The 25,711-nt window shown below is 49.1% G+C and carries 31 protein-coding genes and 2 pseudogenes; 13 read left to right on the forward strand and 20 right to left on the reverse strand.

Going from position 1 to position 25,711, the window contains the following annotated elements:
* Positions 1-53 precede the first annotated feature (53 nt).
* Positions 54-477: pseudogene (locus NA986_RS05830) on the forward strand (glycosyl hydrolase family 18 protein); the annotation flags it as partial.
* Positions 478-651: 174 nt separating this feature from the next.
* On the opposite strand, the gene NA986_RS05835 reads toward NA986_RS05830, so the two are convergent.
* Positions 652-930 (reverse strand): YeaC family protein, encoded by a 279-nt coding sequence (locus NA986_RS05835; RefSeq protein ID WP_001046864.1) that lies wholly within the window; start codon positions 928-930, stop codon positions 652-654.
* A 41-nt stretch (positions 931-971) separates the two neighbouring features.
* Positions 972-1,385 (reverse strand): peptide-methionine (R)-S-oxide reductase MsrB, encoded by a 414-nt coding sequence (gene msrB, locus NA986_RS05840; RefSeq protein ID WP_001519539.1) that lies wholly within the window; start codon positions 1,383-1,385, stop codon positions 972-974.
* A 341-nt stretch (positions 1,386-1,726) separates the two neighbouring features.
* On the opposite strand from msrB, the gene gapA reads away from it, so the two are divergent.
* Positions 1,727-2,722, forward strand: coding sequence for a glyceraldehyde-3-phosphate dehydrogenase (gapA, locus tag NA986_RS05845; RefSeq protein ID WP_000153505.1), 996 nt, complete (start codon positions 1,727-1,729; stop codon positions 2,720-2,722).
* A gap of 334 nt (positions 2,723-3,056) precedes the next feature.
* Positions 3,057-3,941 carry a D-hexose-6-phosphate mutarotase gene (locus NA986_RS05850; protein WP_000608660.1) on the forward strand — a complete coding sequence of 295 codons (885 nt, stop codon included), beginning with the start codon at positions 3,057-3,059 and terminating at the stop codon, positions 3,939-3,941.
* A 98-nt stretch (positions 3,942-4,039) separates the two neighbouring features.
* Here the strand turns inward: NA986_RS05850 and NA986_RS05855 are convergent, their stop codons facing one another.
* From NA986_RS05855 to NA986_RS05865, 3 genes are all read right to left on the reverse strand, one after another.
* The gene (locus NA986_RS05855; protein WP_077957203.1) at positions 4,040-4,897 is read right to left on the reverse strand and encodes an aldo/keto reductase; all 858 of its coding nucleotides are present in this window, start codon (positions 4,895-4,897) and stop codon (positions 4,040-4,042) included.
* Positions 4,898-4,993: 96 nt separating this feature from the next.
* The gene (locus tag NA986_RS05860) at positions 4,994-6,190 is read right to left on the reverse strand and encodes an anaerobic sulfatase maturase (RefSeq protein ID WP_023216202.1); all 1,197 of its coding nucleotides are present in this window, start codon (positions 6,188-6,190) and stop codon (positions 4,994-4,996) included.
* 289 nt (positions 6,191-6,479) lie between these two features.
* Complete coding sequence (locus NA986_RS05865; protein ID WP_000163762.1) at positions 6,480-7,226, reverse strand: MipA/OmpV family protein; 747 nt, start codon at positions 7,224-7,226, stop codon at positions 6,480-6,482.
* 426 nt (positions 7,227-7,652) lie between these two features.
* Between NA986_RS05865 and yeaG the strand changes: the two genes are divergently transcribed.
* Positions 7,653-9,587 carry a protein kinase YeaG gene (gene yeaG / locus NA986_RS05870; RefSeq protein ID WP_001518010.1) on the forward strand — a complete coding sequence of 645 codons (1,935 nt, stop codon included), beginning with the start codon at positions 7,653-7,655 and terminating at the stop codon, positions 9,585-9,587.
* Positions 9,588-9,709: 122 nt separating this feature from the next.
* The gene (locus NA986_RS05875; protein WP_198889107.1) at positions 9,710-10,993 is read left to right on the forward strand and encodes a YeaH/YhbH family protein; all 1,284 of its coding nucleotides are present in this window, start codon (positions 9,710-9,712) and stop codon (positions 10,991-10,993) included.
* Between the two features lie 153 nt (positions 10,994-11,146).
* On the opposite strand, the gene NA986_RS05880 is transcribed toward NA986_RS05875, so the two are convergent.
* Positions 11,147-11,353 (reverse strand): hypothetical protein, encoded by a 207-nt coding sequence (locus NA986_RS05880; protein ID WP_024147178.1) that lies wholly within the window; start codon positions 11,351-11,353, stop codon positions 11,147-11,149.
* A 310-nt stretch (positions 11,354-11,663) separates the two neighbouring features.
* On the opposite strand from NA986_RS05880, the gene dgcJ reads away from it, so the two are divergent.
* Both dgcJ and NA986_RS05890 read left to right on the forward strand, forming a co-directional pair.
* A complete protein-coding gene (gene dgcJ / locus NA986_RS05885; RefSeq protein ID WP_079940880.1) occupies positions 11,664-13,157 on the forward strand; it encodes a diguanylate cyclase DgcJ in 1,494 nt (497 codons plus the stop codon).
* Positions 13,158-13,206: 49 nt separating this feature from the next.
* A complete protein-coding gene (locus NA986_RS05890; protein ID WP_010989016.1) occupies positions 13,207-13,725 on the forward strand; it encodes a YbaK/prolyl-tRNA synthetase associated domain-containing protein in 519 nt (172 codons plus the stop codon).
* On the opposite strand, the gene yoaI is transcribed toward NA986_RS05890, so the two are convergent.
* A complete protein-coding gene (gene yoaI / locus NA986_RS05895; RefSeq protein WP_000272237.1) occupies positions 13,722-13,829 on the reverse strand; it encodes a small membrane protein YoaI in 108 nt (35 codons plus the stop codon). The two genes, NA986_RS05890 and yoaI, sit on opposite strands and share 4 nt — an antisense overlap.
* 205 nt (positions 13,830-14,034) lie before the next feature.
* On the opposite strand from yoaI, the gene NA986_RS05900 reads away from it, so the two are divergent.
* Positions 14,035-14,481, forward strand: a complete 447-nt coding sequence (locus tag NA986_RS05900) for a DUF441 domain-containing protein (protein ID WP_000460698.1) — start codon at positions 14,035-14,037, stop codon at positions 14,479-14,481.
* On the opposite strand, the gene NA986_RS05905 is transcribed toward NA986_RS05900, so the two are convergent.
* Positions 14,461-15,255 (reverse strand): AraC family transcriptional regulator, encoded by a 795-nt coding sequence (locus tag NA986_RS05905; RefSeq protein WP_000579793.1) that lies wholly within the window; start codon positions 15,253-15,255, stop codon positions 14,461-14,463. The two genes, NA986_RS05900 and NA986_RS05905, sit on opposite strands and share 21 nt — an antisense overlap.
* A 100-nt stretch (positions 15,256-15,355) precedes the next feature.
* Here NA986_RS05905 and NA986_RS05910 point away from each other — a divergent pair, with 100 nt between their 5' ends.
* Together NA986_RS05910 and NA986_RS05915 are read left to right on the forward strand one after the other, a co-directional pair.
* Positions 15,356-16,540, forward strand: coding sequence for a CynX/NimT family MFS transporter (locus tag NA986_RS05910; protein ID WP_023216198.1), 1,185 nt, complete (start codon positions 15,356-15,358; stop codon positions 16,538-16,540).
* A 118-nt stretch (positions 16,541-16,658) separates the two neighbouring features.
* Complete coding sequence (locus tag NA986_RS05915; RefSeq protein WP_023216197.1) at positions 16,659-17,006, forward strand: DUF488 domain-containing protein; 348 nt, start codon at positions 16,659-16,661, stop codon at positions 17,004-17,006.
* Here the strand turns inward: NA986_RS05915 and NA986_RS05920 are convergent.
* Complete coding sequence (locus tag NA986_RS05920; protein ID WP_000487129.1) at positions 16,992-17,303, reverse strand: hypothetical protein; 312 nt, start codon at positions 17,301-17,303, stop codon at positions 16,992-16,994. The two genes, NA986_RS05915 and NA986_RS05920, sit on opposite strands and share 15 nt — an antisense overlap.
* A gap of 68 nt (positions 17,304-17,371) precedes the next feature.
* The gene (locus NA986_RS05925; RefSeq protein ID WP_000673492.1) at positions 17,372-17,623 is read right to left on the reverse strand and encodes a putative hemolysin; all 252 of its coding nucleotides are present in this window, start codon (positions 17,621-17,623) and stop codon (positions 17,372-17,374) included.
* A gap of 195 nt (positions 17,624-17,818) precedes the next feature.
* Here NA986_RS05925 and NA986_RS05930 point away from each other — a divergent pair, with 195 nt between their 5' ends.
* Entirely contained in the window at positions 17,819-17,917 is a 99-nt protein-coding gene (locus NA986_RS05930; protein ID WP_001589065.1) for a YoaK family small membrane protein, read from the forward strand.
* 138 nt (positions 17,918-18,055) lie between these two features.
* Here NA986_RS05930 and NA986_RS05935 read toward each other — a convergent pair whose 3' ends face one another.
* The 6 genes from NA986_RS05935 to NA986_RS05960 all read right to left on the reverse strand — a co-directional run bounded on the left by NA986_RS05935 (position 18,056) and on the right by NA986_RS05960 (position 21,588).
* Positions 18,056-18,304, reverse strand: a complete 249-nt coding sequence (locus NA986_RS05935; protein WP_000512149.1) for a GlsB/YeaQ/YmgE family stress response membrane protein — start codon at positions 18,302-18,304, stop codon at positions 18,056-18,058.
* A 313-nt stretch (positions 18,305-18,617) separates the two neighbouring features.
* On the reverse strand, positions 18,618-19,259 hold the full coding sequence (locus NA986_RS05940) for a hypothetical protein (RefSeq protein WP_001576139.1): 642 nt from the start codon (positions 19,257-19,259) through the stop codon (positions 18,618-18,620).
* Between the two features lie 229 nt (positions 19,260-19,488).
* Positions 19,489-19,671, reverse strand: coding sequence for a DUF1869 domain-containing protein (locus NA986_RS05945; protein ID WP_000513733.1), 183 nt, complete (start codon positions 19,669-19,671; stop codon positions 19,489-19,491).
* Between the two features lie 2 nt (positions 19,672-19,673).
* On the reverse strand, positions 19,674-20,036 hold the full coding sequence (gene yeaR, locus NA986_RS05950; protein ID WP_001248993.1) for a DUF1971 domain-containing protein YeaR: 363 nt from the start codon (positions 20,034-20,036) through the stop codon (positions 19,674-19,676).
* Between the two features lie 171 nt (positions 20,037-20,207).
* Positions 20,208-20,846, reverse strand: a complete 639-nt coding sequence (gene leuE / locus NA986_RS05955; RefSeq protein ID WP_000457190.1) for a leucine efflux protein LeuE — start codon at positions 20,844-20,846, stop codon at positions 20,208-20,210.
* Positions 20,847-21,042: 196 nt separating this feature from the next.
* Positions 21,043-21,588: a chorismate mutase gene (locus NA986_RS05960; RefSeq protein WP_000617988.1), complete on the reverse strand. Its 546-nt coding sequence runs from the start codon at positions 21,586-21,588 to the stop codon at positions 21,043-21,045.
* An 82-nt stretch (positions 21,589-21,670) separates the two neighbouring features.
* Between NA986_RS05960 and NA986_RS05965 the strand changes: the two are divergent.
* Both NA986_RS05965 and NA986_RS05970 read left to right on the forward strand, forming a co-directional pair.
* Positions 21,671-21,825: pseudogene (locus tag NA986_RS05965) on the forward strand (hypothetical protein).
* A 78-nt stretch (positions 21,826-21,903) separates the two neighbouring features.
* Positions 21,904-22,152 (forward strand): biofilm/acid-resistance regulator YmgB/AriR, encoded by a 249-nt coding sequence (locus NA986_RS05970; RefSeq protein ID WP_000208086.1) that lies wholly within the window; start codon positions 21,904-21,906, stop codon positions 22,150-22,152.
* Positions 22,153-22,406: 254 nt separating this feature from the next.
* Here the strand turns inward: NA986_RS05970 and NA986_RS05975 are convergent, their stop codons facing one another.
* The 4 genes from NA986_RS05975 to zinT all read right to left on the reverse strand — a co-directional run bounded on the left by NA986_RS05975 (position 22,407) and on the right by zinT (position 25,605).
* Positions 22,407-23,255 (reverse strand): MerR family transcriptional regulator, encoded by an 849-nt coding sequence (locus NA986_RS05975; RefSeq protein WP_000190263.1) that lies wholly within the window; start codon positions 23,253-23,255, stop codon positions 22,407-22,409.
* Positions 23,256-23,323: 68 nt separating this feature from the next.
* Positions 23,324-23,917, reverse strand: coding sequence for a helix-turn-helix domain-containing protein (locus tag NA986_RS05980; RefSeq protein WP_001738208.1), 594 nt, complete (start codon positions 23,915-23,917; stop codon positions 23,324-23,326).
* Positions 23,918-24,061: 144 nt separating this feature from the next.
* Positions 24,062-24,850, reverse strand: coding sequence for a cryptic aminoglycoside nucleotidyltransferase ANT(3'')/ANT(9) (gene aadA, locus NA986_RS05985; RefSeq protein ID WP_023217049.1), 789 nt, complete (start codon positions 24,848-24,850; stop codon positions 24,062-24,064).
* A gap of 107 nt (positions 24,851-24,957) precedes the next feature.
* A complete protein-coding gene (gene zinT / locus NA986_RS05990) occupies positions 24,958-25,605 on the reverse strand; it encodes a metal-binding protein ZinT (RefSeq protein ID WP_165850587.1) in 648 nt (215 codons plus the stop codon).
* Between the last annotated feature and the right edge of the window lie 106 nt (positions 25,606-25,711).

A 25,711-nucleotide genomic window follows, 5' to 3' on the forward strand; every position in this document is an offset into this window, starting at 1 on the left:
CCACCCCATTCTGTGGCGTGTTTCTGTTTTAGATGTCGAAGAGGATCGTTAAAGAAGCCTGTGCGGTGTTTATTCAACCGGCGCAGAAGATTGTCGACAAATATGGTCTCGATGGGATCGATCTTGACTGGGAATATTCGTTTAACGTCGCATTTAAAAGCGCTTCGTCAGCTAATGGGCCCCAAAAATGGGTCACCCTCGTCGTCGGCGCGAATGCGGAAAGTCCGAAAAGCTGGCTGGACGTGAAAGCTATAGCCCCGTAGCTCGATTTTATCAATCTGATGACTTACGACATGGCCCTATGGCACACAGTATTTCAACGCCAATACGTATGACTCAAACGCCTGGCCTGCTGCTGACAGTGAAGTCTGCCGGGGGAAAGCGCTGTTTGCCCTCCCTTATGAAAATCCGCGCTCGGTGGCGATCAACGCGGAACAGATTAAAAAGCGCGGGCTGGCTGGCGCAATGTTCTGGGAATAAGGCACCGATGACAATAATCAGTTAGCGACACAGTTGGCGGACTCGCTGGACATTAAGCGTTATTCGTAAAAATATGGCGGGCCTGTGTCTGGCAGCAATGAGCAGGCCCGGTAAGCACAACGCATTGGCAATGAAACCGCCGGATGGCGGCTACCTCTTATCCGGCTGCCGTTACTGCATTTTCAATGTCGCAATCGGCTTTGACGTAATACCGAAATCCGCTTTGAGCTGCTGCTTGCTTTTCATCACCATCTGACCGTGAGTATCGATCGTCATATGTTGCGCTTCGGTATTGTGCCGCGCCTGCCATAGCATCACCAGTTGCAGGCTGTTTTCTTTCTGTTCCGGCGTCAACGCCACGCCATCCGGCCATTTACCCAGCTCAACGGCGGTGGATAAACGTTGATACACTTCCGGCGTCATGCTGTTAATGATCTCATCAAGATTCATGATGTGTCCGCTCCTGTGGAATAATTTGCTGAATCGTTTTTTCAGCCTTTCAGTTGATCGCCGTTTTTCTCGTCAGAAAAGGCCAGCGAGGCCGAGTTAACGCAATAGCGCTCACCGGTTGGCTGCGGCCCGTCCGGGAAAACGTGTCCGAGATGCGCATCGCAGTTACCGCAACGAATTTCGACACGCTGCATGCCATGAGAAAAATCGTCTATGTAACGAATCGCCTCTTCGCTGACAGGCTGGTAAAAGCTAGGCCAGCCGCAGCCTGAATCGTATTTGGTGTGGGAGTGAAAAAGCGGCGTATCACAGACCAGGCAGTGATAAACCCCATCGCGTTTATTATGTAGCAGGCGTCCGGTAAATGGCGGTTCTGTGCCACGATCCTGCGTCACATAGAATTGCATTTCGGACAATTTTTTCTTGAGTTCTTCTGCTGAAGGTTGGTTAGCCATTTGCTCACATCTCACTTTAAACGTGCTCACATTGCCTGACCGATTCTAACAAAACATTAACACCTCAGTACCAACTTTTGTTCTAAACTTGATCATTGCGAAATGGCGGCTCACGAATCGTGACTGATGTCACATTATTATCTCGGTTGCCCTTTAAAATTCGGGGCGGCGCCCCCATGTGGTTTCAAGCCGAAAGGAAGAGTGAGGCGAATCAGCCGCGCAAAGGTTGTGCAGAGGATTGATTTGTCGCAATGATTGACACGATTCCGCTTGACGCTGCGTAAGGTTTTTGTAATTTTACAGGCAACCTTTTATTCACTAACAAATAGCTGGTGGAATATATGACTATCAAAGTAGGTATCAACGGTTTTGGCCGTATCGGTCGCATTGTTTTCCGTGCTGCTCAGAAACGTTCTGACATCGAGATCGTTGCAATCAACGACCTGTTAGACGCAGAGTACATGGCATACATGCTGAAATATGACTCCACTCACGGCCGTTTCGACGGTACTGTTGAAGTGAAAGACGGTCATCTGATCGTTAACGGTAAAAAAATCCGTGTTACCGCTGAACGCGATCCGGCTAACCTGAAATGGGACGAAGTTGGTGTTGACGTAGTGGCTGAAGCTACCGGTATCTTCCTGACTGACGAAACCGCGCGTAAACACATCACCGCTGGCGCGAAAAAAGTGGTTCTGACGGGTCCGTCTAAAGACAACACCCCAATGTTTGTTAAAGGCGCTAACTTTGACAAATACGAAGGCCAGGACATCGTTTCCAACGCTTCCTGCACCACCAACTGCCTGGCGCCGCTGGCTAAAGTTATCAACGACAACTTCGGCATCATCGAAGGTCTGATGACTACTGTTCACGCGACTACCGCAACCCAGAAAACCGTTGACGGCCCGTCTCACAAAGACTGGCGCGGCGGCCGCGGCGCATCTCAGAACATCATCCCGTCCTCTACTGGCGCTGCTAAAGCGGTAGGTAAAGTACTGCCGGAACTGAATGGCAAACTGACTGGTATGGCGTTCCGCGTTCCGACTCCGAACGTATCCGTTGTTGACCTGACCGTTCGTCTGGAAAAAGCGGCTACCTACGAGCAGATCAAAGCTGCTGTTAAAGCTGCTGCCGAAGGCGAAATGAAAGGCGTTCTGGGTTACACCGAAGACGACGTTGTATCTACCGATTTCAACGGCGAAGTATGCACTTCCGTGTTCGATGCTAAAGCAGGCATCGCGCTGAACGACAACTTCGTGAAACTGGTCTCCTGGTACGATAACGAAACCGGTTACTCCAACAAAGTACTGGACCTGATTGCTCACATCTCCAAATAAGTTGAGATGACACAGTCATTGGTAAGAGCGACTCAGGTCGCTCTTTTTTTTGCTTAAAGATATACCCGTCATACTTCAAGTTGCAGGTGTGTTGGCTATGCTTTCTCACCCGAATCACTGACGGAAGTCGAACTTATCGGGATGAATCAGGGATGTCCATGTCCCTGGCCGGAGATGACCTACGGTTGTTCAAATTCGTTCCCGATGAATTTGTCGTTCACTTGCCGCGTTACTCGGCCTGCGTCCTCGCCTCTACGGGCCAGCGCAAGCACTGATCAAGGCACAATCGCCTTGTCATGCAACTCGAATTATTTAGGGTTAAGAGGATTGCGTAATGATTAATAAAATTTTTGCCCTCCCGGTTATCGAACAGCTTACCCCTGTCCTTTCCCGTCGTCAGCTTGATGACCTGGATCTGATCGTCGTTGACCATCCGCAGGTTAAAGCCTCTTTTGCATTACAGGGCGCGCACCTTCTCTCCTGGAAACCCGTTGGCGAGGAAGAGGTATTGTGGCTCAGTAATAATACGCCTTTCAAAACCGGCGTGGCGCTACGCGGCGGCGTACCGATCTGCTGGCCCTGGTTTGGACCTGCGGCTCAACAGGGTCTGCCGTCACACGGCTTTGCGCGTAATCTTCCGTGGGCGCTAAAAGCGCATAATGAAGATGATAATGGCGTAATGCTGACATTTGAGCTGCAAAGCAGTGAGGCCACCCGGAAATACTGGCCGCACGATTTCACGCTGCTGGCACGTTTTAAAGTGGGTAAAACCTGTGAAATTGAACTGGAAGCGCATGGCGAATTTGCAACCACATCCGCGCTCCACAGCTATTTTAACGTTGGCGACATCGCCAACGTTAAGGTCAGCGGACTCGGCGATCGGTTTATTGATAAAGTTAACGACGCTAAAGAAGGTGTCCTGGCCGGCGGTATACAAACCTTTCCGGACCGTACCGATCGCGTTTACCTCAATCCTGAAGCATGTAGCGTGATCCACGATGCGACATTAAACCGCACGATTGATGTGGTCCACCACCATCACCTTAACGTCGTAGGCTGGAACCCTGGCCCGGCGTTGTCCGTCAGCATGGGCGACATGCCGGATGACGGCTATAAAACGTTTGTCTGCGTTGAAACGGTTTACGCTACTGCGCCGCAACAAGCCACAGAAGAAAAACCCTCTCGTCTGGCGCAGACTATCTGCGTCGCTAAACGCTAAAAGTGAATGGATAACGGCGTTGCTATAGGATCTGAAAGGCGTCAGCCGCCATCAGGCATGACCTGCCGGATGGCGGCGCTTACACATTTTATCCGGCGTCACACCATATCCAACGCGGTTTTCCCTTTTGGCGCAGGCCAGGCGTTGTCCAGTAAGGCAAGTTCGTTTGCTGACAAGGCGATCTCAAGCGCCGCCGCATTTTGCTTCACGTGTTCTGTACTTCCGGCTTTCGGGATCGCCATCACGCCCGGATGCGCAATCACCCACGTCAGTAAGATTTGCGCCGCCGTTGCGTTATGCGCTTGCGCAATTTCATTCACCACCGGATGATTCAGTAAACCGCTACGTAACCGGCCAGCCTGCGCCAACGGGCTATAGGCCATCACTGGCATTCGCTGTTGTTGACACCACGGCAATAAATCATACTCAATACCGCGTGACGCCAGATGATAGAGCACCTGATTTGTCGCGCATTGCTGTCCCCCAGGGATGCGCCACAGCGCCTGCATATCGTCATAATCAAGATTAGAGACTCCCCAACGGCGAATTTTTCCCTGCGCGATTAGCCGCTCCATACCTTCAACGGTCTCTTCGAATGAAAAGCTTCCGGCCCAGTGCAATAAATAGAGATCGAGATAATCTGTTTTCAGACGACGCAGGCTTTCTTCACAGGCGGCAACTATCTTCTGGCCGCCAGCGTTCCACGGGTACACTTTTGACACCAGAAATGCCTCATTGCGTCGCCCTGCTAACGCCTCGCCCACGACCTTTTCCGCCCCGCCGTCGGCATACATTTCCGCTGTATCAATAAGGCGTAACCCCAAATCCAGCCCCGCGCGCAACGCCGAAACCTCGCGCTGACGTTGATCCGCGCGCTCGCCCATATACCATGTTCCCTGTCCGATAGCAGGAAGCGTCACCTGTCCGCAAAACGTTACGTTTTTCACTGATTTCATTTCCTTTTCAATGTCACTCGACGGTAAAACAATACAGGACTCTTAGACCCTACGGTAATGTCCGGCATCATACCGCGCAAGGGGGCGATTTTCTTGTCACTGACGAACGTCATCCGCAATCATGTCGACGATGCGAGTAATATGCGCGGCGGGTCGCTGATTCAGTAATAATTGACGCATCACATTCATATAGGGCGTCACATGTTGAAAGAACTCCAGATATCCTTTACAGAGATAATTTTGCCGTTCGCCGCCGTCCATACAAATTCGATGTTTCGGACAACCGCCGTGACAGGCAAAGCGCCACGTACAGTTCTGGCAGCGTGAAGAAAGGTTTGCTTTAGCCGCGCCAAACTGCTGCTGAAAAGGAGAGGCCGCCATTTCTTCTAAAGAGTGTTGCTGCAGATTGCCCAGTTTATAGGCGGGAAAAACAAAATGGTCGCAGCTAAACACGTCGCCATTCTGCTCCACCAGCAAACTTTGCCCGCAGGTCGACTGCATCGTACAAAGCGTGGCGGGCTCCCCCATCCAGACGCCAAGTAAGTTGTCAAAAAGCTGTACGAATATGCGTCCGACATCGTGACGTATCCATTGATCAAAAACATCGCACATAAAGGCGCCCCACCCTTCAGGCGTGACGGAAAAGGGCATCAGCGAAGGCGAATCTTCATTGTCAGATAACGTCAAAGAACGCTGCGCTTTTTGCGCGAGCGGCTCAACAATGGGAATAAATTGCAGGTGTTTACTTTCCAGTTCCTGCGTCAAAAAATGATAAATAGCGTTGCCATGACGGCATGATGCATCATTCACGACAGTGAGCGTATTGAACTCGACATCATTTGCCTGCAGAAGGCGGATAGCATTCACGACCCGGGAAAAAGACGCCCGCCCTGACGGCGTTCTCCGGTAATTATCATGAACGACTTGCGGCCCATCAATCGATATACCAATCAGGAACTGGTGCTGCGCAAAGAAAGCCGCCCACTCTTCATTGATTAATACGCCATTGGTTTGCAGACTGTTGTAAATAGTTTTGCCGTTGGCATAGCGTTGCTGCAAGCACACCATTTTTTGATAAAAAGAAAGACCGCATAGCGTCGGCTCTCCCCCCTGCCAACAAAACGAGACCTCTGAGGATGGCGTATCATCAATTACCCGGCGGATATACGTCTCCAGCACATCGTCAGACATGACGCGCTGGCCCCGGGGTTTATCAAGATAGAAACAGTACTTGCAGGATAAGTTACACAGACTGCCGCTGGGCTTGGCCACGGTATTGAATACTATGCTCATTCGTCTTACTCGCTGTGAAGAATGGGTATAGCATAAGCGGGACGTGACAGGGCGATATCAGCCAGCATTGCAACAATTATTACGCTAATTGTTAGCGCAGTTGTAATCACCTAGATTTTTCATATAAAAGGCTAGTTTTTTAAATTGATGTAACAAAGTATAAATCACGTAAGGTTGTGCCATCCCCGGTCAACAGCGCATTTATGCAAGCCGCCATGTTCGCGTTTCAGTTAGCACAAAGCCTGCATAACGCAGGCTTTGTCATGGTTTTTCCGGCAAATTCAATCAATCAGAATCTATAGGTCACGCCAGTAGAAAGGATACCGGTCCAGGATTTATCCACCATCGGGCTGTCGGTAATTTCATCCGACAGGCGGGTGTAGCGCGCAGTACCATATACGCTCCAGTTACCGGCGAAATTATAGTTAGCGCTCAGTTCAAGATACGGGTTCCAGCTATCGTTCGGGTTATAGCCGCGCAGGCCGCTACGCGAAGATTCTTTACGTGATACGCCGTAATAGTAATCGTTCTGGTTCTCGCTATTCCATTCAACCCCGATACCAGGCGTTAAGGTCAGCCCGCCATTGGTATACCGATACAGCCAGGCCAGATCCCAGACAATACCGTTACTGTTATCTAACGTATCCCCTGCCAGTGAGGTACGCAGGAATCCATACTGGGTGTGGTGCGCGTAAGAAACGCCCGCCATCATAGTACTTTTACGCCTATCCAGGCGACGCAACTGATGGTCATCGCTGTCGCCCGGTTTGAAGTACATCGGGGACCAGTATGCCATGATTGACAACTTATCGGCATTGTCATTCCACAAGTAGTACCCGCCGCCCAGACCACGGAACCAGAAGTTTTCGCTTTCATAAGCGATGACCGGTATCGGATAAACGTCGCTATCGTAATCTTTATAAGGGTGTTCAACCACACCAACGCCTGCGCCCAACGTCAGGTTGCTTTCAGCGTGCGCGACGCTGGCGGATGTTGCAATAAACACGCCAAGAGCCAGAAGTTTAAGTTTGGTCACAATCCATAATTCCTTATTCAAATGTTCTGCGGCAAAAGTGTAACCGCCAATACCTGTAAGCCCAACTATTTTACACAATGTAACCGTTTAATATCACCACAACCGATTATTTTCAGATGATCGGCTGATGATCGTTATGTGACCGGGAACGCTTTTTCTGATATCCACCAGCCTTTTCTACCTGATGAGTTATTGATATGTCATCGAAATCCACTGACGCGTACAGGCAAGTTTTGCAAATGCCATCTACGCTTAATGTTAAGAAGGTGTATCACCGGACACGTTGATCTTCTGACCAATAAAATGGCATGAGAGTTGCTTTTTTTTCCTTAGCAGAGACGGCGTTCAGTCTACCTCTTCCGGGAGCCTCTACTATTCATATGAACGGCTCTTAACATGTGCGAAAAAACGAAAGGATGGCATATCATGAATATATTCGATCACTATCGCCAGCGTTACGAAGCTGCCAAGGACGAAGAGTTCACACTGCAGGATTTTCTTACCATTTGTCGGCAAGATCGCAGTGCTTATGCCAACGCGGCAGAGCGGCTATTAATGGCTATCGGCGAGCCTAATATGGTCGACACTGCCCAGGAACCCCGACTTTCCCGACTCTTCTCCAACCGGGTTATTGCTCGCTATCCTGCGTTTGAAGAGTTTTACGGCATGGAAGACGCGATTGAACAGATTGTCTCTTATCTGAAACATGCGGCGCAAGGGCTGGAAGAGAAGAAGCAAATTCTCTATTTGCTGGGACCTGTGGGGGGTGGCAAATCATCGCTCGCTGAACGGCTGAAATCGCTAATGCAGCGCGTGCCAATTTATGTTTTAAGCGCCAACGGCGAGCGTAGTCCGGTCAACGATCATCCGTTATGCCTGTTTAATCCGCAGGAAGATGCGCAGATTCTGGAAAAAGAGTACGGTATTCCGCGCCGCTATCTCGGTACGATTATGTCCCCGTGGGCGGCCAAACGCCTGCATGAGTTTGGCGGCGATATTACTAAATTCCGCGTGGTGAAAGTCTGGCCCTCCATTCTGGAGCAGATTGCCATCGCCAAAACGGAACCCGGCGATGAAAACAACCAGGATATTTCGGCGCTGGTCGGCAAGGTGGATATTCGTAAACTCGAACACCACGCCCAGAACGATCCGGATGCGTATGGTTACTCTGGCGCGCTGTGCCGCGCTAACCAGGGGATCATGGAGTTCGTCGAGATGTTTAAAGCGCCTATTAAGGTGCTGCACCCCTTGCTGACCGCAACTCAGGAAGGTAACTACAATGGTACGGAAGGTATTTCCGCCCTGCCCTTTAATGGCATCATACTTGCCCACTCAAACGAATCTGAATGGGTGACTTTCCGTAACAATAAAAATAACGAAGCGTTCCTCGACCGTGTCTATATTGTGAAGGTGCCTTATTGCCTGCGAATCTCCGAAGAGATCAAAATCTACGAGAAACTACTTAATCATAGCGAGCTGGCTCATGCGCCCTGCGCGCCGGGCACATTGGAAACGCTTTCGCGCTTCTCGATTCTTTCCCGCCTGAAAGAGCCGGAAAATTCCAGTATTTACTCGAAAATGCGCGTTTATGACGGTGAAAGCCTGAAAGATACCGACCCCAAAGCTAAATCGTACCAGGAGTATCGCGACTATGCGGGTGTGGACGAAGGGATGAACGGTCTCTCCACCCGATTCGCCTTTAAGATCCTCTCCCGCGTATTCAACTTCGACCATGCGGAAGTGGCGGCAAACCCGGTACATCTGTTCTACGTTCTGGAACAACAAATCGAGCGCGAGCAGTTCCCGCAGGAGCAAGCTGAGCGTTATCTGGAGTTCCTGAAAGGCTACCTGATCCCGAAATACGCCGAATTTATCGGCAAGGAGATCCAGACGGCCTATCTCGAATCTTACTCTGAGTACGGGCAGAACATTTTTGATCGTTACGTGACTTATGCGGATTTCTGGATTCAGGATCAGGAGTATCGCGACCCGGATACCGGTCAACTGTTCGATCGCGAGTCGCTGAACGCCGAACTGGAAAAAATTGAAAAACCAGCGGGTATCAGTAACCCGAAAGATTTCCGTAATGAGATAGTAAACTTTGTCCTGCGCGCCAGAGCCAACAATAGCGGCCGTAATCCAAACTGGACCAGTTACGAGAAGCTGCGCACGGTGATTGAGAAAAAAATGTTCTCTAATACTGAAGAGCTGTTGCCGGTCATTTCTTTTAACGCCAAAACGTCGACTGACGAGCAGAAAAAGCATGACGACTTTGTCGATCGGATGATGGAAAAAGGGTATACCCGTAAGCAGGTTCGTTTGCTGTGCGAGTGGTACCTGCGCGTGCGTAAATCGTCGTGATGTTAATGCCCGGTGGCGCTTGCGCTTACCGGGCCTACAAAGTAATGTTCTGTAGACTGGCTAAGCGTTAGCGCTATCCGGCACTAACAGAACAGGCGCTCAGTTGGCAGTACGGGGGGCATATGACCTGGTTCATAGACCGACGTCTTAACGGCAAAAATAAAAGCACGGTGAATCGCCAGCGCTTTTTGCGTCGTTATAAAGCACAAATTAAGCAGTCGATTTCCGAAGCGATTAATAAACGCTCAGTGACCGATGTCGACAGCGGAGAGTCCGTCTCTATTCCAACCGATGATATTAGCGAACCGATGTTTCATCAGGGGCGCGGCGGTCTGCGCCATCGCGTCCATCCGGGTAACGATCACTTTATCCAGAATGATCGCATTGAGCGTCCGCAAGGCGGTGGCGGCGGTTCCGGCAGCGGTCAAGGTCAGGCCAGCCAGGACGGCGAAGGCCAGGATGAGTTTGTTTTTCAGATTTCAAAAGATGAGTATCTGGATCTGCTCTTTGAAGATTTAGCGCTGCCTAATCTGAAAAAAAACCAGCATCGCCAGCTTAACGAGTATAAAACTCACCGCGCCGGTTTCACCTCAAACGGCGTACCGGCCAATATCAGCGTGGTACGTTCGCTACAAAACTCTCTGGCGCGCCGTACAGCAATGACGGCAGGAAAACGCCGCGAACTGCACGCGCTGGAAACGGAACTGGAGACCATCAGCCACAGCGAACCAGCGCAACTGCTTGAAGAGGAGCGGTTACGTCGGGAGATTGCCGAACTGCGGGCTAAAATCGAACGAGTGCCGTTTATCGACACCTTTGATTTACGCTATAAAAATTATGAAAAACGGCCTGAGCCCTCCAGCCAGGCGGTGATGTTCTGTCTGATGGACGTCTCGGGTTCGATGGACCAGGCAACCAAAGATATGGCCAAGCGTTTTTACATTCTGCTTTATCTGTTTTTGAGCCGAACGTATAAGAACGTAGAAGTGGTTTATATCCGCCACCATACCCAGGCGAAGGAAGTGGACGAACATGAGTTCTTTTATTCGCAAGAGACCGGGGGGACGATTGTCTCCAGCGCGCTTAAACTCATGGATGAAGTGGTTAAAGAGCGCTACGACCTGGGGCAGTGGAACATCTATGCGGCGCAAGCGTCAGACGGTGATAACTGGGCCGACGATTCACCGCTGTGTCATGAGATTCTGGCGAAAAAGCTGCTGCCGGTAGTGCGCTATTACAGCTATATCGAGATTACCCGCCGCGCCCACCAGACCTTATGGCGCGAGTATGAACATCTGCAGGCGACGTTCGATAACTTCGCCATGCAGCATATTCGCGATCAGGAGGATATTTATCCGGTATTCCGCGAATTGTTTCAGAAACAGAGCGCCAATCAAAGTGTATAACCCTAAACCTGCCCGTTGTTATTACGGGCAGGTTTATTAGCAACTTAACGTTCACCCTTCGCGACTGATATCATTATTCGCGTATAGCATGAATAAAGCTGTTCTGGCCTATGTTACAAATTGATTCGTTAGCGCTATGCCTTTGCGTTAATATTACAAACACCACGGCCATTCCATGCCTGGCAACGGCGGCAACTCCATACCATCTGGATCAAAGAGAGTACACCAGTGTACATGTTCACCAACGGGCTTAACTTCAGCTGCTGGAACTCTTTCAGGCGCCTGGTCGTCTGCCATAACCGATGCGGAAAAACCCGCCGCCAATAATGTAAAAAGCGAGATAGCAGCCATTTCTTTCAACTTTTCATCATTCCCCCTACAGGAATAAGAGAATAAATAGATTATCCTTACCGCTCGACGCTCCTTTCACTGTAATAATAATGGCTTTCCTATTTTTAAAAGAAATAACGTAACATCGTTACCTGAAAATTTACTTTCGCTACCATTAATAACCATTGAAAATATCAACACATCGAATTATTGCCGTAATTAAACCGAGAATGATTTTTATTCCATAACATCAACACGTTTTATTTTTAAACAGTCTATTAGAGGAATTCTCATCGCTATGGTAAACTAACGCATCCGACTTTCAGGGCTGTAGTTCATCATGAATTTGCATCATAAAGCGCTCAGGCACTTTATCTCGGCAAGCGTCATCGTTTTGACATCGTCCTTCCTGATTTACGAACTTATTGCCAGCGACAGGGCAATGAATGCCTATATGCGTTATATCATGGAGAGAGCCGATTCGTCGTTTTTGTACGATAAGTACCAGAATCAAAGCATCGCCGCACATTTGATGCGAACTTTTGAAGCGCCGGGAGACCCCGTCACCGCAGAAAAACGCCGCGCGTTTTGCGACGCCTTTGAGGCTATTAACGGTACGCACGGCGTCAACCTGACCCGGCATAATTACCCGGCGCTACATGGCACCCTGCAAACTGCCGCTACACAATGTACCGATAATCTTGATGACGCCCTTTTACTGCCTGCATTTGATCAGGCGGTAAGCATCAACCGTTCGCAGGACGACCACAGTCACGGGCTGGGCACACTGGAGCTTAAATTCCGTTATTACGTTGATTTAAATAAACATTATGTCTATTTCTATGATTTAATCAACTCACGGCGCTTCGCCATGCATCGTTGGACTTTTTTACAAAAAGGTACAATGGGTATTAACAGAAAAGATATAGATAAACTTTTTACCGGCCGTACGGTTATTTCAAGTATTTACATGGATGATATTACCCAGGAAAACGTCATGAGCTTTTTAACGCCAGTCTATCTGGCGGGAACGTTAAAAGGTATCGTGATGGTGGATGTTAACCAGGATAATTTAAAAAATATTTTTTATACCCAGGATCGTCCGCTGGTTTGGCGTTATCTTAACGTAACACTAAAGGATCTGGATTCCGGAAAAGAAATTATTATTAATCAAAGCAAAAATAATCTGTTTCAATATGTGAATTATAGCCATGATATCCCTGGTGGACTGCGCGTTTCGTTGTCCCTTGATTTAACCTATTTCCTTGTCTCGTCCTGGAAAGCGCTGGCCTTTTACTTACTGGCAACGGCGCTCCTGCTTAATATGGTACGGATGCACTTTCGGCTTTATCGCAACGTCACACGCGAAAATATTAGCGATGCCATGACCGGGCTTTACAACCGTAAAATATTAACACCGGTGCTGGAGCAGCGATTGCAACGCCTGGTCAATACCGGGACGCCGGTGACATTTGTCGCTATTGATTGCGATAGGTTAAAACTGATCAACGATACCCAGGGGCACCAGGAAGGCGACCGAATTATTACCCTGTTGGCGAAAGCGATTAAAACATCGATTCGTAAAAGCGATTACGCCATTCGCCTCGGCGGCGATGAGTTCTGTATTATTCTTGTTGATTACGCGGCGGATTTGGCTATCCATCTGCCGGAGCGTATTATTCGTAACCTGCAAATTATCGCACCGGATAAGACAGTCCATTTTTCTGCCGGGATTTATAATATGCAGCCCAATGATACGATTAATGATGCCTACCAGGCTTCCGATGCGCAGCTCTATCTGAACAAACAACAAAAACAACATCGTTCATCATAGTGCTTCGCAGTAAATGTTCATATTGCACCAGGAGTGAGAAATGGCCGAAATGACTGAAGTCGCGAAGGGTGTCGCTACACACCAACGTTTAGTGGCTTTATTAACCCAGGAGAACGCGCGCTATCGTGTGGTGAACCATGAAGCGGTAGGAAAATGCGAAGCGGTATCTGAAATACGCGGTACTGCGCTGGGCCAGGGCGCAAAAGCGCTGGTCTGTAAAGTCAAAGGCAACGGCGTCAACCAGCACGTTCTTGCTATTCTGGCGGCCGATCAGCAAGCCGACCTCTCTCAGCTTGCTTCACATCTGGGCGGCTTACGCGCTTCCCTTGCCAGCCCGGCGGAAGTCGATATGCTGACCGGCTGCGTTTTTGGCGCGATCCCGCCTTTCAGTTTTCACCCTAATCTGAAACTGGTCGCCGATCCGCTCCTGTTTGAGCGTTTCGATGAAATTGCCTTTAATGCCGGCCTGCTGGAAAAATCAGTCATTATGAATACACAGGACTATCTGCGCATCGCCCGACCAGAACTGGCAGTCTTCCGCCGCTTTCAGTCATCGCCAACGGCTTAGTCCCCTCCCTCTTCAAGGAGCAATACCGACACAACGATAATGATAAAAATGGCGAAAAACGACGCCGTAATCATCAGCGCTTCAAGAAACGGTGGATCGTACATAATTGTATCCTCAGGAAGACAACAATGACGGTTCACCTGTTAGCAATACGCGGCGTTGATGGCAATTTAATGACAACGCCGTTTTTCACGTAGAGATTGTCTTTCAGGCAGTTGCCTGAAATCCGCATCAATCGTTAAAAAGGCCTGTGCGCTTTGCCGTTTGGGCGTAAAGTAGTCAGGCTTACTTTTTGGCAAGGAAACCATAATGTTTGATGTCACTCTGCTGATCCTGCTCGGACTGGCAGCTCTGGGATTTATCAGCCACAACACCACTGTCGCCGTCTCAATTCTGGTGCTGATTATTGTCCGCGTAACCCCGTTGAATACCTTTTTTCCCTGGATTGAAAAACAGGGACTCACCGTCGGGATTATCATTCTGACCATCGGCGTAATGGCTCCCATCGCCAGCGGAACCCTACCGCCCTCCACATTGATCCACTCTTTTGTGAACTGGAAATCGCTGGTCGCGATTGCCGTCGGCGTTTTCGTCTCCTGGCTGGGCGGTCGCGGCATTACGCTGATGGGAAACCAACCGCAGCTCGTCGCCGGGCTGCTGGTCGGTACGGTACTTGGCGTCGCGCTGTTTCGCGGCGTGCCGGTCGGCCCACTGATTGCGGCGGGGCTGGTCTCTTTAATTGTGGGGAAGCAGTAACTCGCCCGTCAGATACTGGCCTGGCGTCTGCCCCAGGCCTTTTTTAAACATGGTAATAAATGCCGTGGTGGAATCATAACCCAGCATTTGCGCCGTCTGTTGTACATTACGTCCCGCGATCAGCGCTTGTAGCGCCAGGATTAATTGCAACTGATGACGCCAGCGACGAAAGCTTAGTCCCGTCTCTTTGACGACCAGCCGGGCAAGGTTACGCTCGCTCATCGCGAATACGCTGGCCCACTGCCCTAACGTATTCCATCGCGCGGGCTCCTGCGCCATTGTCTCAACCATTTGGCGAATTTTCGGATGCCCCGATACCGGTAATTGTAATTGTTCCTGCGGCTGCTGCGGCAGTTCATCAAACAACACCTGAATAAGGCGCTGCGTTGGCATTTGCGCTCTTTCGGGATCGGTTCTGCGCGCCAGCGACAAAATCAACTCCCGGCATAACGGCGAAATTTTCAGCGTGCAGCAACGCTCCGGCATGACGACCGCCGCAGGTTCAATAAATAAAAAGCACAGCTCCGCCCCTGCGGTCACATGATTACTGTGCGGCAGCGAGCCGGGGAGCCAGACGGCATACTGGGGCGGAACCATCCACATCGCATTTTCCACCTCGCAGGTAATCGCGCCGTGCAGAGCGAGAATCAACTGTCCCTTGCGATGCTGATGGCGAGGGCTAAACAGTTCATCATCCCTGGCGCGAATACAAAAGGCCACAGCGGCATCGTGGTGAAGGTCGGGATCGTAACCGTCCAGTCTCAGGCCAATCATTATATTGTCCGATTTTAGCGATAAATTGTCATTTTAGCTTGATTCATCCAAACAGTAAAAACTGTTAAGGTATCGCCTCGCCTGACAAGATGAGAAAACGATGACGACAGCCCTTTCACCACGCGGCAAACAGGGCGCTTTACTGATTGCCGGTATTTTGATGATAGCCACTACGCTACGTGTAACATTTACCGGCGCTGCGCCGTTGCTGGAGACAATCCGTTCGGATTACGGTCTTTCCACCGCCCAGACGGGCCTGCTAACAACCTTGCCGCTTCTGGCGTTTGCACTGGTTTCGCCGCTGGCGGCCGGTATTGCCCGCCGGTTTGGGATGGAACGCAGTCTGTTTGCCGCAATGCTGCTGATTTGCGCGGGTATTGCCCTCCGCTCCCTGCCCTCCGCTGCATTGTTATTTGCCGGAACTGCCATTATTGGGTGCGGGATCGCGCTGGGTAATGTGCTGCTACCAGGATTGATTAAGCGCGATTTTTCACAACATGTCGCCAGGCTGACGGGCGCGTACTCATTGACGATGGGCGCCGCCGCCGCGTTGGGGTCCGCGCTGGTGGTTCCGCTGGCGTTGCACGGTTTTGGCTGGCGCGGCGCGCTGTTAATGCTAATGCTGTTTCCGCTGTTGGCGTTTCTTATCTGGTTGCCGCAGTGGCGCACTACCCGCTCAGCTAACCTGAGTAGCTCCCGGGCATTACATGAACGCGGTATCTGGCGTTCGCCTTTAGCCTGGCAAGTTACTCTGTTTCTTGGGCTTAACTCACTGATTTATTATGTGATTATCGGCTGGTTACCAACAATACTCATCAGCCACGGTTACAGCGAAGCACAGGCAGGATCGCTACATGGCCTGCTGCAACTGGCGACCGCGGCGCCTGGGTTAGCCATTCCGCTTATTTTGCATCGCTTTAACGATCAACGCTGGATTGCCGCGCTGGTCTCACTATTGTGCGCAGTGGGTGCGGCGGGGCTTTGGTTTGTGCCGGGCCAGGCGATCATCTGGACGCTACTGTTCGGCTTCGGTTCAGGCGCGACGATGATCCTCGGCCTGACGTTTATCGGCCTGCGCGCCAGTTCGGCGCATCAGGCGGCGGCGCTTTCCGGCATGGCGCAGTCGGTCGGGTATTTACTGGCGGCATCTGGGCCGCCCGTCATGGGAAAACTTCATGATGCCAGCGGTAGCTGGTATCTGCCGCTATCGGGCGTAACGGTTCTGGCTATCATCATGGCGATTTTCGGCCTCTACGCCGGACGCGATCGAGAGATAGCGTCATAAATAAACCTGATACCCACTTGAATGCCTGATGACGCTTCGTTTATCAGGCCTGATCCATTAAAATCATTACCGCTATCCGACAAAAGTACCGTAAGCGACACCATCACAGGAGGGAAAAATGCGAATCCAGTGTAAGCGCGTCTATTTCCCGGCGGAAAAAGACGATGGTTATCGGGTATTGGTTGACAGGCTATGGCCGCGCGGCATTAAAAAATCGGCGCTGGTCTATGATGAATGGAATAAGGCCATTACGCCCTCCACCGAATTGCGCAAAGCCTTTCATAGCGAACTGATTGATTTTAACCACTTCGCGCAGCAATACCGGGCAGAACTTGCGCAACAGCATCAAGAAGGCAAACGTCTGGCGGATATTGCCCGACACCAGCCGCTAACGTTGCTATACGCCACTAAAGATACTCGCCAGAACCATGCCATTGTGCTGGCAGAGTGGCTACGAGAGCTGTGATTGTCGTGCCGCCGCCTGGCCTGGTTGTCTGTCCGGGGACAACGGCATCAAATGTTCTGCCCGCACCCAGGCAAAACCGTGCTGGCCATCGGCGGAGGCTACATCGCCCGTGACCAGCCACAGCGCCCGAGGCGCTTCTTTCGGCAGTAAGGTGACGTGTCCATTTACCGGGTTAATGAATTCATCTCCGGGTTGACACAGGCAAAATAGCTCAACCGATTTACCAATATTCCGCCGTCCGGCGGGTGTTTTAGCGCCAATAACTATTGCCAACGCGCCCGGCTTTAACTGAAACATATTTTCTTGCGCCGCATGAAACTCATTATCAGATTGTTCTTAATCATATCCCGTCGGACCGCAGGTTGTCACTTTTTCGTATCAGGGTGCTCTCTGCGCCATAATGTCCACTCATCAATGATTTCGCCATTGGGCAATTTGCAATCGGAACGCACGCCTTGTGGGGTCTGCACCGGCATCAGCGTACCGCCCTGTTGCTCACAGTAGACGGCTGCCGGATTAGGCATCCCAATACGCGGCGGCCTGGGGGCGTTGGGTTGCGACGATGAACAAGCGCTCAGCAGCAATACGCCTGGCAACGCAATCCACGTAAATTTCATAACGACTCCTTAAAGCGATATTTTGTCCAGGATAACCTGGCGGGTACGCTATTTCCATACTTTCTGTCAGCGCTTTAGCGGGTGTTTATCCCGGGTTAAGTCAGTAATAGCCACGCCCTGTCACAAAGCAACCGACCTTTTGTCGCTGAGAAAACCCTGCTATTCTGGCGCCCCCTGAACAGTGAAGGTAATAGCATGAGAGTGGGTATCCTCTTCCCTGTCGTCATTTTCATTACGGCAATATTATTTTTGGCATGGTTTTTTATTGGCGGTTACGCCGCGCCAGGAGCATAACCATGAGGAAAACAACGATGGTGTTGATGGGCATCGCGCTAATTGCGGCGGCGGGTACCGAACTGGGCTGGTGGTAAATTCATTTTGAATAATAAAGGCTACCTGTCGTAGCCTTTATTATCTCTGAAAGTTCTGCGTTTAGCTTTTGATTTTTCTGTAGATTAACAGCACGACAATCGCGCCGATCACCGCGACTGCAAAGCTGCCGAAGTTGAAACCATCCACTTTGCCAAAGCCAAAGAACGTACTGATCCATCCTCCGACTACCGCACCAACGATCCCCAGAATGATCGTCATAAAGAATCCGCCGCCATCTTTACCTGGCATGATCCACTTAGCCAAAATACCCGCAATAAGTCCAAAAATAATCCATGAAAGAATGCCCATTTTTTCCTCACTTATGTCTTTACGTTAGCGGTTTATTTGCCGTTAAAAAGAATAGCACATCGTCAGGAAAGTGAAGTTTGTGATGTCCATCACCTTTTAGCGTCGTGGATAAAAGCGCATAAATATCAGGGTTGCAATCATTAATGATAACGATTATCTTTATCAACACCGAGTGGTTGAGTTTATAACCCACCTGTTCGGTACGACATTGCTCACATTGCTTCCAGTATTATTTGCCCGCCTCACCGAGTGCGGGCTTTTTTTGCTAACCGCTATCTATCCCATGTCGAATTCATGGTCTTTTTCAGCCGCGCTATTTTGCGTGATACGGGGTCATCTCCAGCGCCGTACATTCATCCTGCTTGTCCTGCTGCATAAACACCACGGTCACCATAAACAAACCGATCATAAATGGCACTTCATAAAGCTCTTCAATCAAATCTGTGTAACGAGCGTTATGCAGGAATATCGGCGACAACCACCGATGATGCTCGACAGTGTCGGAAATCAGATATGAACATGCCGTCACGGTAAACAGCCACAATGGCAGAGGAGCGTCCCGTAGGCGACGAACAATCTCCTTACGGAGCCCGGCAGAAAACAGGACTGGCAAGACTAACGCAGCAATTAATAGCACTGAAATCGTTCTGAACAGCATACGCGGCTCGTCAGGGAAATAGTCACGCCCCCAACTGGTGCTTCTACCCAATAGCACCACCCACCAGACAACAGCCCATAGCCAAAACTGCTTTGCCCCTTCGGGACGGGAAAGTGGCCGTATATACCAGGCGGTAAATAGCGCCCCAAACAGTAACCATAACGCTTGTCCGTTTTCAATCCATCGGACCACCACGCCGTTAAGCAAAGGCAATTGCCAGTCCGCCGTAAACGGGATGACCACAGCGGCAAGCGCAAGAGTAAGTGCTGACGAAGTTAATCGGGTATCGAGTTTCATGATTATAAGACTCTTCTGGTTTTTAATACCCAATCATAAGTTTTATGAATACGCTCTCATTAGCAAACAATGCGATATTCTTAATGTTTTCTTAATGTTTCTTTTCAACCCATGTCTGATGTAAATAAACAGCACTTTTCAATACGCAAAAACCGCATCACGCTGGCGACGCGCGATGCGGCTTCTGATTTAAAAAATCACTTTATATCAAATAGATACTACAAGATCCTTACCAACCGCAAACGTCGTGTTCGTTTTCGGTATCGTAGGAACGCACGGTATTGACCAAATCCTTCACAACTTCTGCTGCAACTTCAGGTACCAGCAACGTCATCGGTGCTTCCGTTTCATAGTCCACAGAGACGCCGTTGCTATTATTCGTGACCGTGACGGTATAAGTAGCTTTTCCCATTATTATTCTCTCCCGGCATGAATGACTTTTCGTGAGGTCGCCCCTTCCATCAGTACTTCCGGCGCGACAAAAAAGTCGATGTTAAAATAGGTATCATCCGTCATGACCTCAATATTGTGCCACTTTTCCGGAGGAAACACGCCAAACTCGCCGGCATTGATCACCATGATCTCTTCCGGCTCAGAGCAATGTTCATCAGCGTATCCGAGATATTTGACCGCCCCCTGCATCACCGAGAGACGAGGATAAACGCCGGGTCGCGTTCCCTTATCAAGGTGGCGTTCGAAAATTCCGGCAGGCGCCGTCTCTTTGTTCCAGAATGGCGTGGAACGTGTATGGATATGATTTTGTGGAATTTGCCGCATTTGCTTCCCTCTTCCCGCAGGTTACTCAACGATAATCTCATCGCTGTCGTAAAAAGGTTACGCTCCAAAAACAGCATTTTAAATACCATTTATTGGTTACTATTTTGCTGTTTTCCACGCGATAAAACCGAAAGGAGAGCAATGACCCGCCGTTGTCGACGGGTCCAGGGGTTAAGACTGGAGCGTTGCCAGCCGGGCGGCAAATCCGACGAAAAGAAGGCCAATCAACGAATTGCCCACTTTTGCCAGTTTCTTTTTGGTACCAATATAGTGGGTTACAAAAGCGCCAGAAAGAATTAAAAAGCTCAGATAGCAAAAACTGACGATTTCAAGGGTGGTGGCCAAAATAAAAAATGACACGCCAGTATGCGGCGCAGTAACATCAATAAATTGCACAAAAAAGGAAACATAAAAAAGTATGGCTTTAGGATTCGTCAGGCTAAGAATTAAAGCACGCTTAAAAATAGCGCCAAAAGGAACTACCGTTTCCGTCGCCGCACGCCCTTTTGAGGTCAGAGTGGCGTAAAGAATTTTTGCGCCAAGGTAGAGCAGATAAAACGCGCCGAGATAGCGAACAATGTTAAACAGAACCGGCGTTGTTTTGATCAGCGTCGCCACGCCCGCATACGCCAGAAACATTAATATCGCATCGCCGATAAACACGCCGCATGCGGCAAGATATCCTCCTTTAACCCCGCGTCCTACGCTGTTTTTAAGCACAAAAAGCGTATTCGGCCCCGGTACCAGAACGATAAAAATCGCCCCAACCAGGTACGTCCAATAATTCAGAACACCATACTCCGCGAACACATTAACCTCTTCCTGAAAACATTTACGCTTAACTGCGAAACAGTATGCTAACGAATGCACCGGAAGATGGGAAGCGAAACCACGTCTCTCCAGCCGCTATTCCGCCACGCTTATATCCCCATCACCCAAAAACGTTCTTGTATCGCGCCCCCCGCAGGCAATCACCCGGTATTGGCCCACGTTTCCTCATGGGGAATTAACGCGCGCGTCGTACCAGAGATAGGGCTGCCAACACATCACTGATATCGCTCTCATTCAGATTCGGCGCATTAAACTTCGCTCTCAGCCACACCATATCCTCGTGGCTGAAAGCGCCGACCATCAAGCGCTGGCTGATAATGATCAACATTTGATTATCAAGTTGTCGAATACGTTGCCGGGTGACCGACAAGGTTTGTATCGGAAAGGAGGGTTCTGAGCCGGTTCGCCACTGCGCTAAATAGCGGTACTGTATCGCTTTACTGGCATCCATTAGCGAACGAATAAAAGGGGTTATCGAATGCGGGTCCAGACCGTTATTTTTCGCTTCTTCTTCGGCCTCGGCAAAAACATTTTGTTCACGCGTGAAATCCTCTATCGGCAGATGGTGCTTCATTTTATAAGCAGCCACATCTTTCATTAATAACATGCGTTCATTGAGCGCGGTTAAGAGCGCGCCAAGCGATACCGACGTTACCGAATCGGCAAAAGTGGTGCTGCACATCAATAAAGAACAAAGAAAAATGGCGATATGACGAATCATTAATCAACCTCCTTTTACGGAGGCCTGACAGTAATTTACCTTTATTAAGATAACATTAAGTAATTATTACAGATGGGTATTAATGCTTATTCGTTTAAACTGGAGTGATAAAAAGAACAGGCCGTTGATTCTACGGAATCTTCACCTTCACTTAAAGTGTATAAAATATACAACAAATCACACAAATGTGATGTACATCACGTTTTTATGATTTTTTATTACGGTTTTATGATATAGGTCTAATTTTAATAGGTCACTAATTTCTCTCCCCCGCTCAGGGAGATCGGCTTCAATTTACATCGAATATGGTGAAATATGACTACCATTACACTAGTCAACGAACAAAATAGTACTGGCAATCCTTTTTCTGCACATATGTTATGTGAACAGCGAGCTATTCAGGAAATTACTTACGAACTATTGCAATCGCAGCAGCATGTCTCAAATAAGGATATCATCGCCAAACTTATTGAAAAACTGGAAACAGAAAAAGACGTAGTGCAGCTTGATATTTACCGTAATGCCTTAGAAGCCGTTTTGTTTCAGACACCTGACGACATCTAATATATACCCAAAATAATGCGAGTTGCTTAAAGGCGGCAAGGGAGTGAGTCCCCAGGAGCATAGATAACTATGTGACTGGGGTGAACGACAAATCTGCCGGGAGCAGATGTGAACGTCGCGAGCGACGGCCCGTCAGGGCGAGGCCCATGGATGGGCCGAGTAATCCGTAGCCAACACATAAGCAACTTGAAGTATGAAAGGTATAAACAAGGGAGGGGGTTACTCCTCCCCTGTTCGTTAATAATGCAGATGCCTCAACGTGCGGTGCCTGATTTTTCGTAGCCGTTTGCATGGATTTGCGGTGCAACATGCTGCATGCTTTCTGGCATCTCATGCTGCCGGTATACGGCTGGCAGTAATGTTAAACCTGAACCATTTTTCACATGAAGACTAAATTTACCCGATTCTTTTAAAGCCTGAATAAGATTTTCCTGCGCGGGAGTTAATGTCTCATCATGCCACAGAACAATATGCTCGAAAGACGTTGATAAAAGATCGGGCATCGGCGCCTGCCAGGGGATGACTTCAACTCGCATACCTTCACTACAATATTTAATCGTTTCCAGCCATAGCTCAATGGGGTCGTTCAGCGAAAACGCAGCAATAAGCATTGTGCCTGCTGGCGCCTTTCGTACGCTACTTAGCTGGAATGTGGCGTATTCAATAATCGCAGTATCCAGTAATGCCTTTTCAAATCGGCGTGCATCATCATCGCCTGCGGACAACCACAGCCGTAAAGGACGCAGTATTGACTCAATGACGATACACGGCGGAATTTCCCGACCATAACGCCAGAGTAATTTTCGCAATTTGGCGGGTTCGAATTTTCTACACTGCGCTAAAATCTCTTCCTGGTAGAATAACCATCCCGAGCGGCAATGCGTTTCTTCACCATAGAGGGCAGGTTTAATCTCTTTTAATGAGAAGCCTTTGCTTAACGCGTCGATAATATGCTGTATTCTGATAGCATCTTCTATGCAATAAAAACGATTGCCAGCTTCATCTTTGGTAGGTTGAAGCAGGCCATAGCGTTCCCAGGACCTGATATTTGCTGTTGTGACACCACACTGCGCCGCCATTGCGCTAATACTAAAAGTAGCCATGCCTGTCTGGCCTCATGATGATGTAAGAAAGCATAGTGAACCTAAACGCCATCAGAAGCAAATCATTATTAAGCAATGACCTTACTATTTACACGGGAAATTACATTATCGACATTATTTATTGTAAGCCAGTGCGTAAAGGCTTTAGAGACGGACAGTATTTGATAATCCAGAACTGTTCTACAACCTAATTTAGTCAGAACATGGTAGCGTACTGAGTAAATAGTTTTTAAATGTACATTCAGCTCACAGCTTATTTGTCGGATATCCATTCCTTTAACAAGCATCGCCAAAACATTTCTTTCATTCGCCGTTAATCTGACCTTCTCTGACCTGGGAAAAAATTGACCAGCAGCGGCCAAAATCAGTAACTCACGCCACTCAGCAATAGAGGCATCGACCTTTATTCGATATATGACATGATGTTCATCAATAAAGTTATATTCATTATGGGTAACAATTCCAATGAGTACCGTTTTAAATGTGGAAGTAATATACTGCTGTACGGTGTAGTAATCGTCGATATCAAAAATAATATAATTTACGTTACCAGCTATTATTGCGACGTCCTTAAATAAGGACTCCAGACCATAATTAAGAAACAGGTTTTCGCTCAATAGTCTTGTATCTGTCTTTAAAACAGATGATGCGGAACCAGTCATATCCACCTCAACAAAACGAGAGCCATGTGGGAATATCCATTCGATGGCCCGCATAAGATCATCTGCTTACTTCAGCGATGAGAACCTATTAAGTAGTAGTTGAGGAACGCCGTTTGCGCAACCTGACAGACGTCCTGGGGCATCTTATGTGAACTGCGTGGGAATGTGCGCTTTGGCAAAATCCACAAAGCGTACGACCGCAGGCAGCAAAATATGCCAGTCCTGCTGCTCCAGACCTAAATATTCACGCTGCGCCGCACGCAACGTAGCAGCATAATCTTCTGGCAACTGAGGTAACAGCCAGTCAGCCGCCGCATCCTTAGAGGTAAATCTCCCGGTAGAAAGGGTGTACCAGATACGCGCCAGGGTTAAAACGATATGATACTCATCTCCCTGCACATCTGCCGTGGATTGCCAAAGGTCGAGGGGATAACGCAAGGCCTTCAGCAACTGCGCCGCAGGGGCTGGCGTGAACAGCCGTTCCGCGCGTTCTCCCTTTAGCGGTATACTGGTTTCCAGAATTTGGGTTATCAGTAACACAATGTCCCAGTCCTGCTGCGCTGGTTCATAAATCCCCTGACAAATGTCCTCTCTTAGCCACTCGCCAAATTGCATTTCCCTGGAAGGTGGAAAACACCAGGGAACCAGCTGCGAATAAAGCACGACAGTGACCTCCAGAGCGCGTTTTTCTGCCGACGCCCCCGGCAGCGATGAAAGCGCCAGCAATTCCTGCATCAGCGTTGCGCGTTGGGCCTCCGTCAGCGGCTGGCATATTGTCACCAGTAGATCAATGTCGCTGTTTGGCTTCAGACCGCCCGCGACAGCGGAACCATATAAATGAATAGCACGCAACGTATCGCCTGTGACACGAGTAATCAGGCGACATGCCGCTTCCGTTTGGCATTGAATCGAGGGCGGTATGGACAGCGTCATCATCGCTCCGGGGGCGCAGGTATTTTTATATTGGTTGCCAGAAATATGGCATAACGGCAGAAAAAAAGCTCACTATTCATAGCGAGCTTTTAACATTGCAATCAGACTTAATGATGTAGCATTTCGTCAACGACCTCATTCGCCTTTAACTGATAAGGATAATAGGTAGGCCAGTTTTCCATCTCTTGCAACAATGCCTGTTGCGAGGTATTTCCCATAAAGATATGGAAGTGCGCCGATTTGCGCGGGGCAATGATATGATCGCTAAACTGAACATATTTAGGCGCTTTGTTATTCGCATCTTTACATTCGAACAGATAGCGCACCCCTTTTTTACCCGATGCGTAAGTCAGAATTTTATAGCCGGCATAATTGTATTTACAAGATGCAACGTTATTGTCGCGATGGAATTCTATAACGCCATTTTCAATGCCGATAGTCTCAACATTCGTCGCGTATCCTTTGCGATAATACGCTTTAATATCCTCAAACGTTTTCTCCGGGTCTTTCTTCGCCTTTTGCCTGAAGACAGGGTCCAGCTCGCCGCTGACCAGATAAGGATAGACGGATTGCCACATACCATCCCAGTCGGTGAGCGCGCGATCGCGTACATTAGCGTCATCAAACACGCCCGCTGCCGCTTTTTGCTCAACCTCCGTCATCGGCGCGCCATGAGCATGATGACCATGCGCGAAGGCAGGACTATTTACCAACAGCATTCCCAGAAGCATTGTCAGTTTTTTTAAATGAATCACCAAAACGTTACCCTCATCTTTCTTAGAAAGATGATTGTTATATTATAACATTGCATTTATTTCAACAGAAACTCAGCGGCCACCGCGCAGGTGGCCTTTTTTGATA

This window comes from Salmonella sp. NW177 (assembly GCF_051811585.1).
GTDB classification, from domain to species: domain Bacteria; phylum Pseudomonadota; class Gammaproteobacteria; order Enterobacterales; family Enterobacteriaceae; genus Salmonella; species Salmonella enterica.

Bases quoted from the DNA above. Each gene is read 5' to 3' on its own strand.
- msrB (WP_001519539.1), bottom strand. From the start codon at position 1,385: ATGGCTAACCAACCTTCAGCAGAAGAACTCAAGAAAAAATTGTCCGAA.
- NA986_RS05905 (WP_000579793.1), bottom strand. From the start codon at position 15,255: ATGATTGGCCTGAGACTGGACGGTTACGATCCCGACCTTCACCACGAT.
- NA986_RS05980 (WP_001738208.1), bottom strand. From the start codon at position 23,917: ATGACTGGTTCCGCATCATCTGTTTTAAAGACAGATACAAGACTATTG.
- NA986_RS05960 (WP_000617988.1), bottom strand. From the start codon at position 21,588: ATGATTCGTCATATCGCCATTTTTCTTTGTTCTTTATTGATGTGCAGC.
- yoaI (WP_000272237.1), bottom strand. From the start codon at position 13,829: ATGTACGATCCACCGTTTCTTGAAGCGCTGATGATTACGGCGTCGTTT.
- NA986_RS05855 (WP_077957203.1), bottom strand. From the start codon at position 4,897: ATGAAATCAGTGAAAAACGTAACGTTTTGCGGACAGGTGACGCTTCCT.
- NA986_RS05890 (WP_010989016.1), top strand. From the start codon at position 13,207: ATGACTGAAGTCGCGAAGGGTGTCGCTACACACCAACGTTTAGTGGCT.
- NA986_RS05875 (WP_198889107.1), top strand. From the start codon at position 9,710: ATGACCTGGTTCATAGACCGACGTCTTAACGGCAAAAATAAAAGCACG.
- NA986_RS05945 (WP_000513733.1), bottom strand. From the start codon at position 19,671: ATGGGAAAAGCTACTTATACCGTCACGGTCACGAATAATAGCAACGGC.
- gapA (WP_000153505.1), top strand. From the start codon at position 1,727: ATGACTATCAAAGTAGGTATCAACGGTTTTGGCCGTATCGGTCGCATT.
- NA986_RS05915 (WP_023216197.1), top strand. From the start codon at position 16,659: ATGCGAATCCAGTGTAAGCGCGTCTATTTCCCGGCGGAAAAAGACGAT.
- NA986_RS05925 (WP_000673492.1), bottom strand. From the start codon at position 17,623: ATGAAATTTACGTGGATTGCGTTGCCAGGCGTATTGCTGCTGAGCGCT.
- NA986_RS05910 (WP_023216198.1), top strand. From the start codon at position 15,356: ATGACGACAGCCCTTTCACCACGCGGCAAACAGGGCGCTTTACTGATT.
- NA986_RS05970 (WP_000208086.1), top strand. From the start codon at position 21,904: ATGACTACCATTACACTAGTCAACGAACAAAATAGTACTGGCAATCCT.
- aadA (WP_023217049.1), bottom strand. From the start codon at position 24,850: ATGACGCTGTCCATACCGCCCTCGATTCAATGCCAAACGGAAGCGGCA.
- NA986_RS05835 (WP_001046864.1), bottom strand. From the start codon at position 930: ATGAATCTTGATGAGATCATTAACAGCATGACGCCGGAAGTGTATCAA.
- NA986_RS05975 (WP_000190263.1), bottom strand. From the start codon at position 23,255: ATGGCTACTTTTAGTATTAGCGCAATGGCGGCGCAGTGTGGTGTCACA.
- dgcJ (WP_079940880.1), top strand. From the start codon at position 11,664: ATGAATTTGCATCATAAAGCGCTCAGGCACTTTATCTCGGCAAGCGTC.
- yeaR (WP_001248993.1), bottom strand. From the start codon at position 20,036: ATGCGGCAAATTCCACAAAATCATATCCATACACGTTCCACGCCATTC.
- NA986_RS05930 (WP_001589065.1), top strand. From the start codon at position 17,819: ATGAGAGTGGGTATCCTCTTCCCTGTCGTCATTTTCATTACGGCAATA.
- NA986_RS05900 (WP_000460698.1), top strand. From the start codon at position 14,035: ATGTTTGATGTCACTCTGCTGATCCTGCTCGGACTGGCAGCTCTGGGA.
- NA986_RS05860 (WP_023216202.1), bottom strand. From the start codon at position 6,190: ATGAGCATAGTATTCAATACCGTGGCCAAGCCCAGCGGCAGTCTGTGT.
- NA986_RS05920 (WP_000487129.1), bottom strand. From the start codon at position 17,303: ATGTTTCAGTTAAAGCCGGGCGCGTTGGCAATAGTTATTGGCGCTAAA.
- NA986_RS05850 (WP_000608660.1), top strand. From the start codon at position 3,057: ATGATTAATAAAATTTTTGCCCTCCCGGTTATCGAACAGCTTACCCCT.
- yeaG (WP_001518010.1), top strand. From the start codon at position 7,653: ATGAATATATTCGATCACTATCGCCAGCGTTACGAAGCTGCCAAGGAC.
- NA986_RS05940 (WP_001576139.1), bottom strand. From the start codon at position 19,259: ATGAAACTCGATACCCGATTAACTTCGTCAGCACTTACTCTTGCGCTT.
- NA986_RS05935 (WP_000512149.1), bottom strand. From the start codon at position 18,304: ATGGGCATTCTTTCATGGATTATTTTTGGACTTATTGCGGGTATTTTG.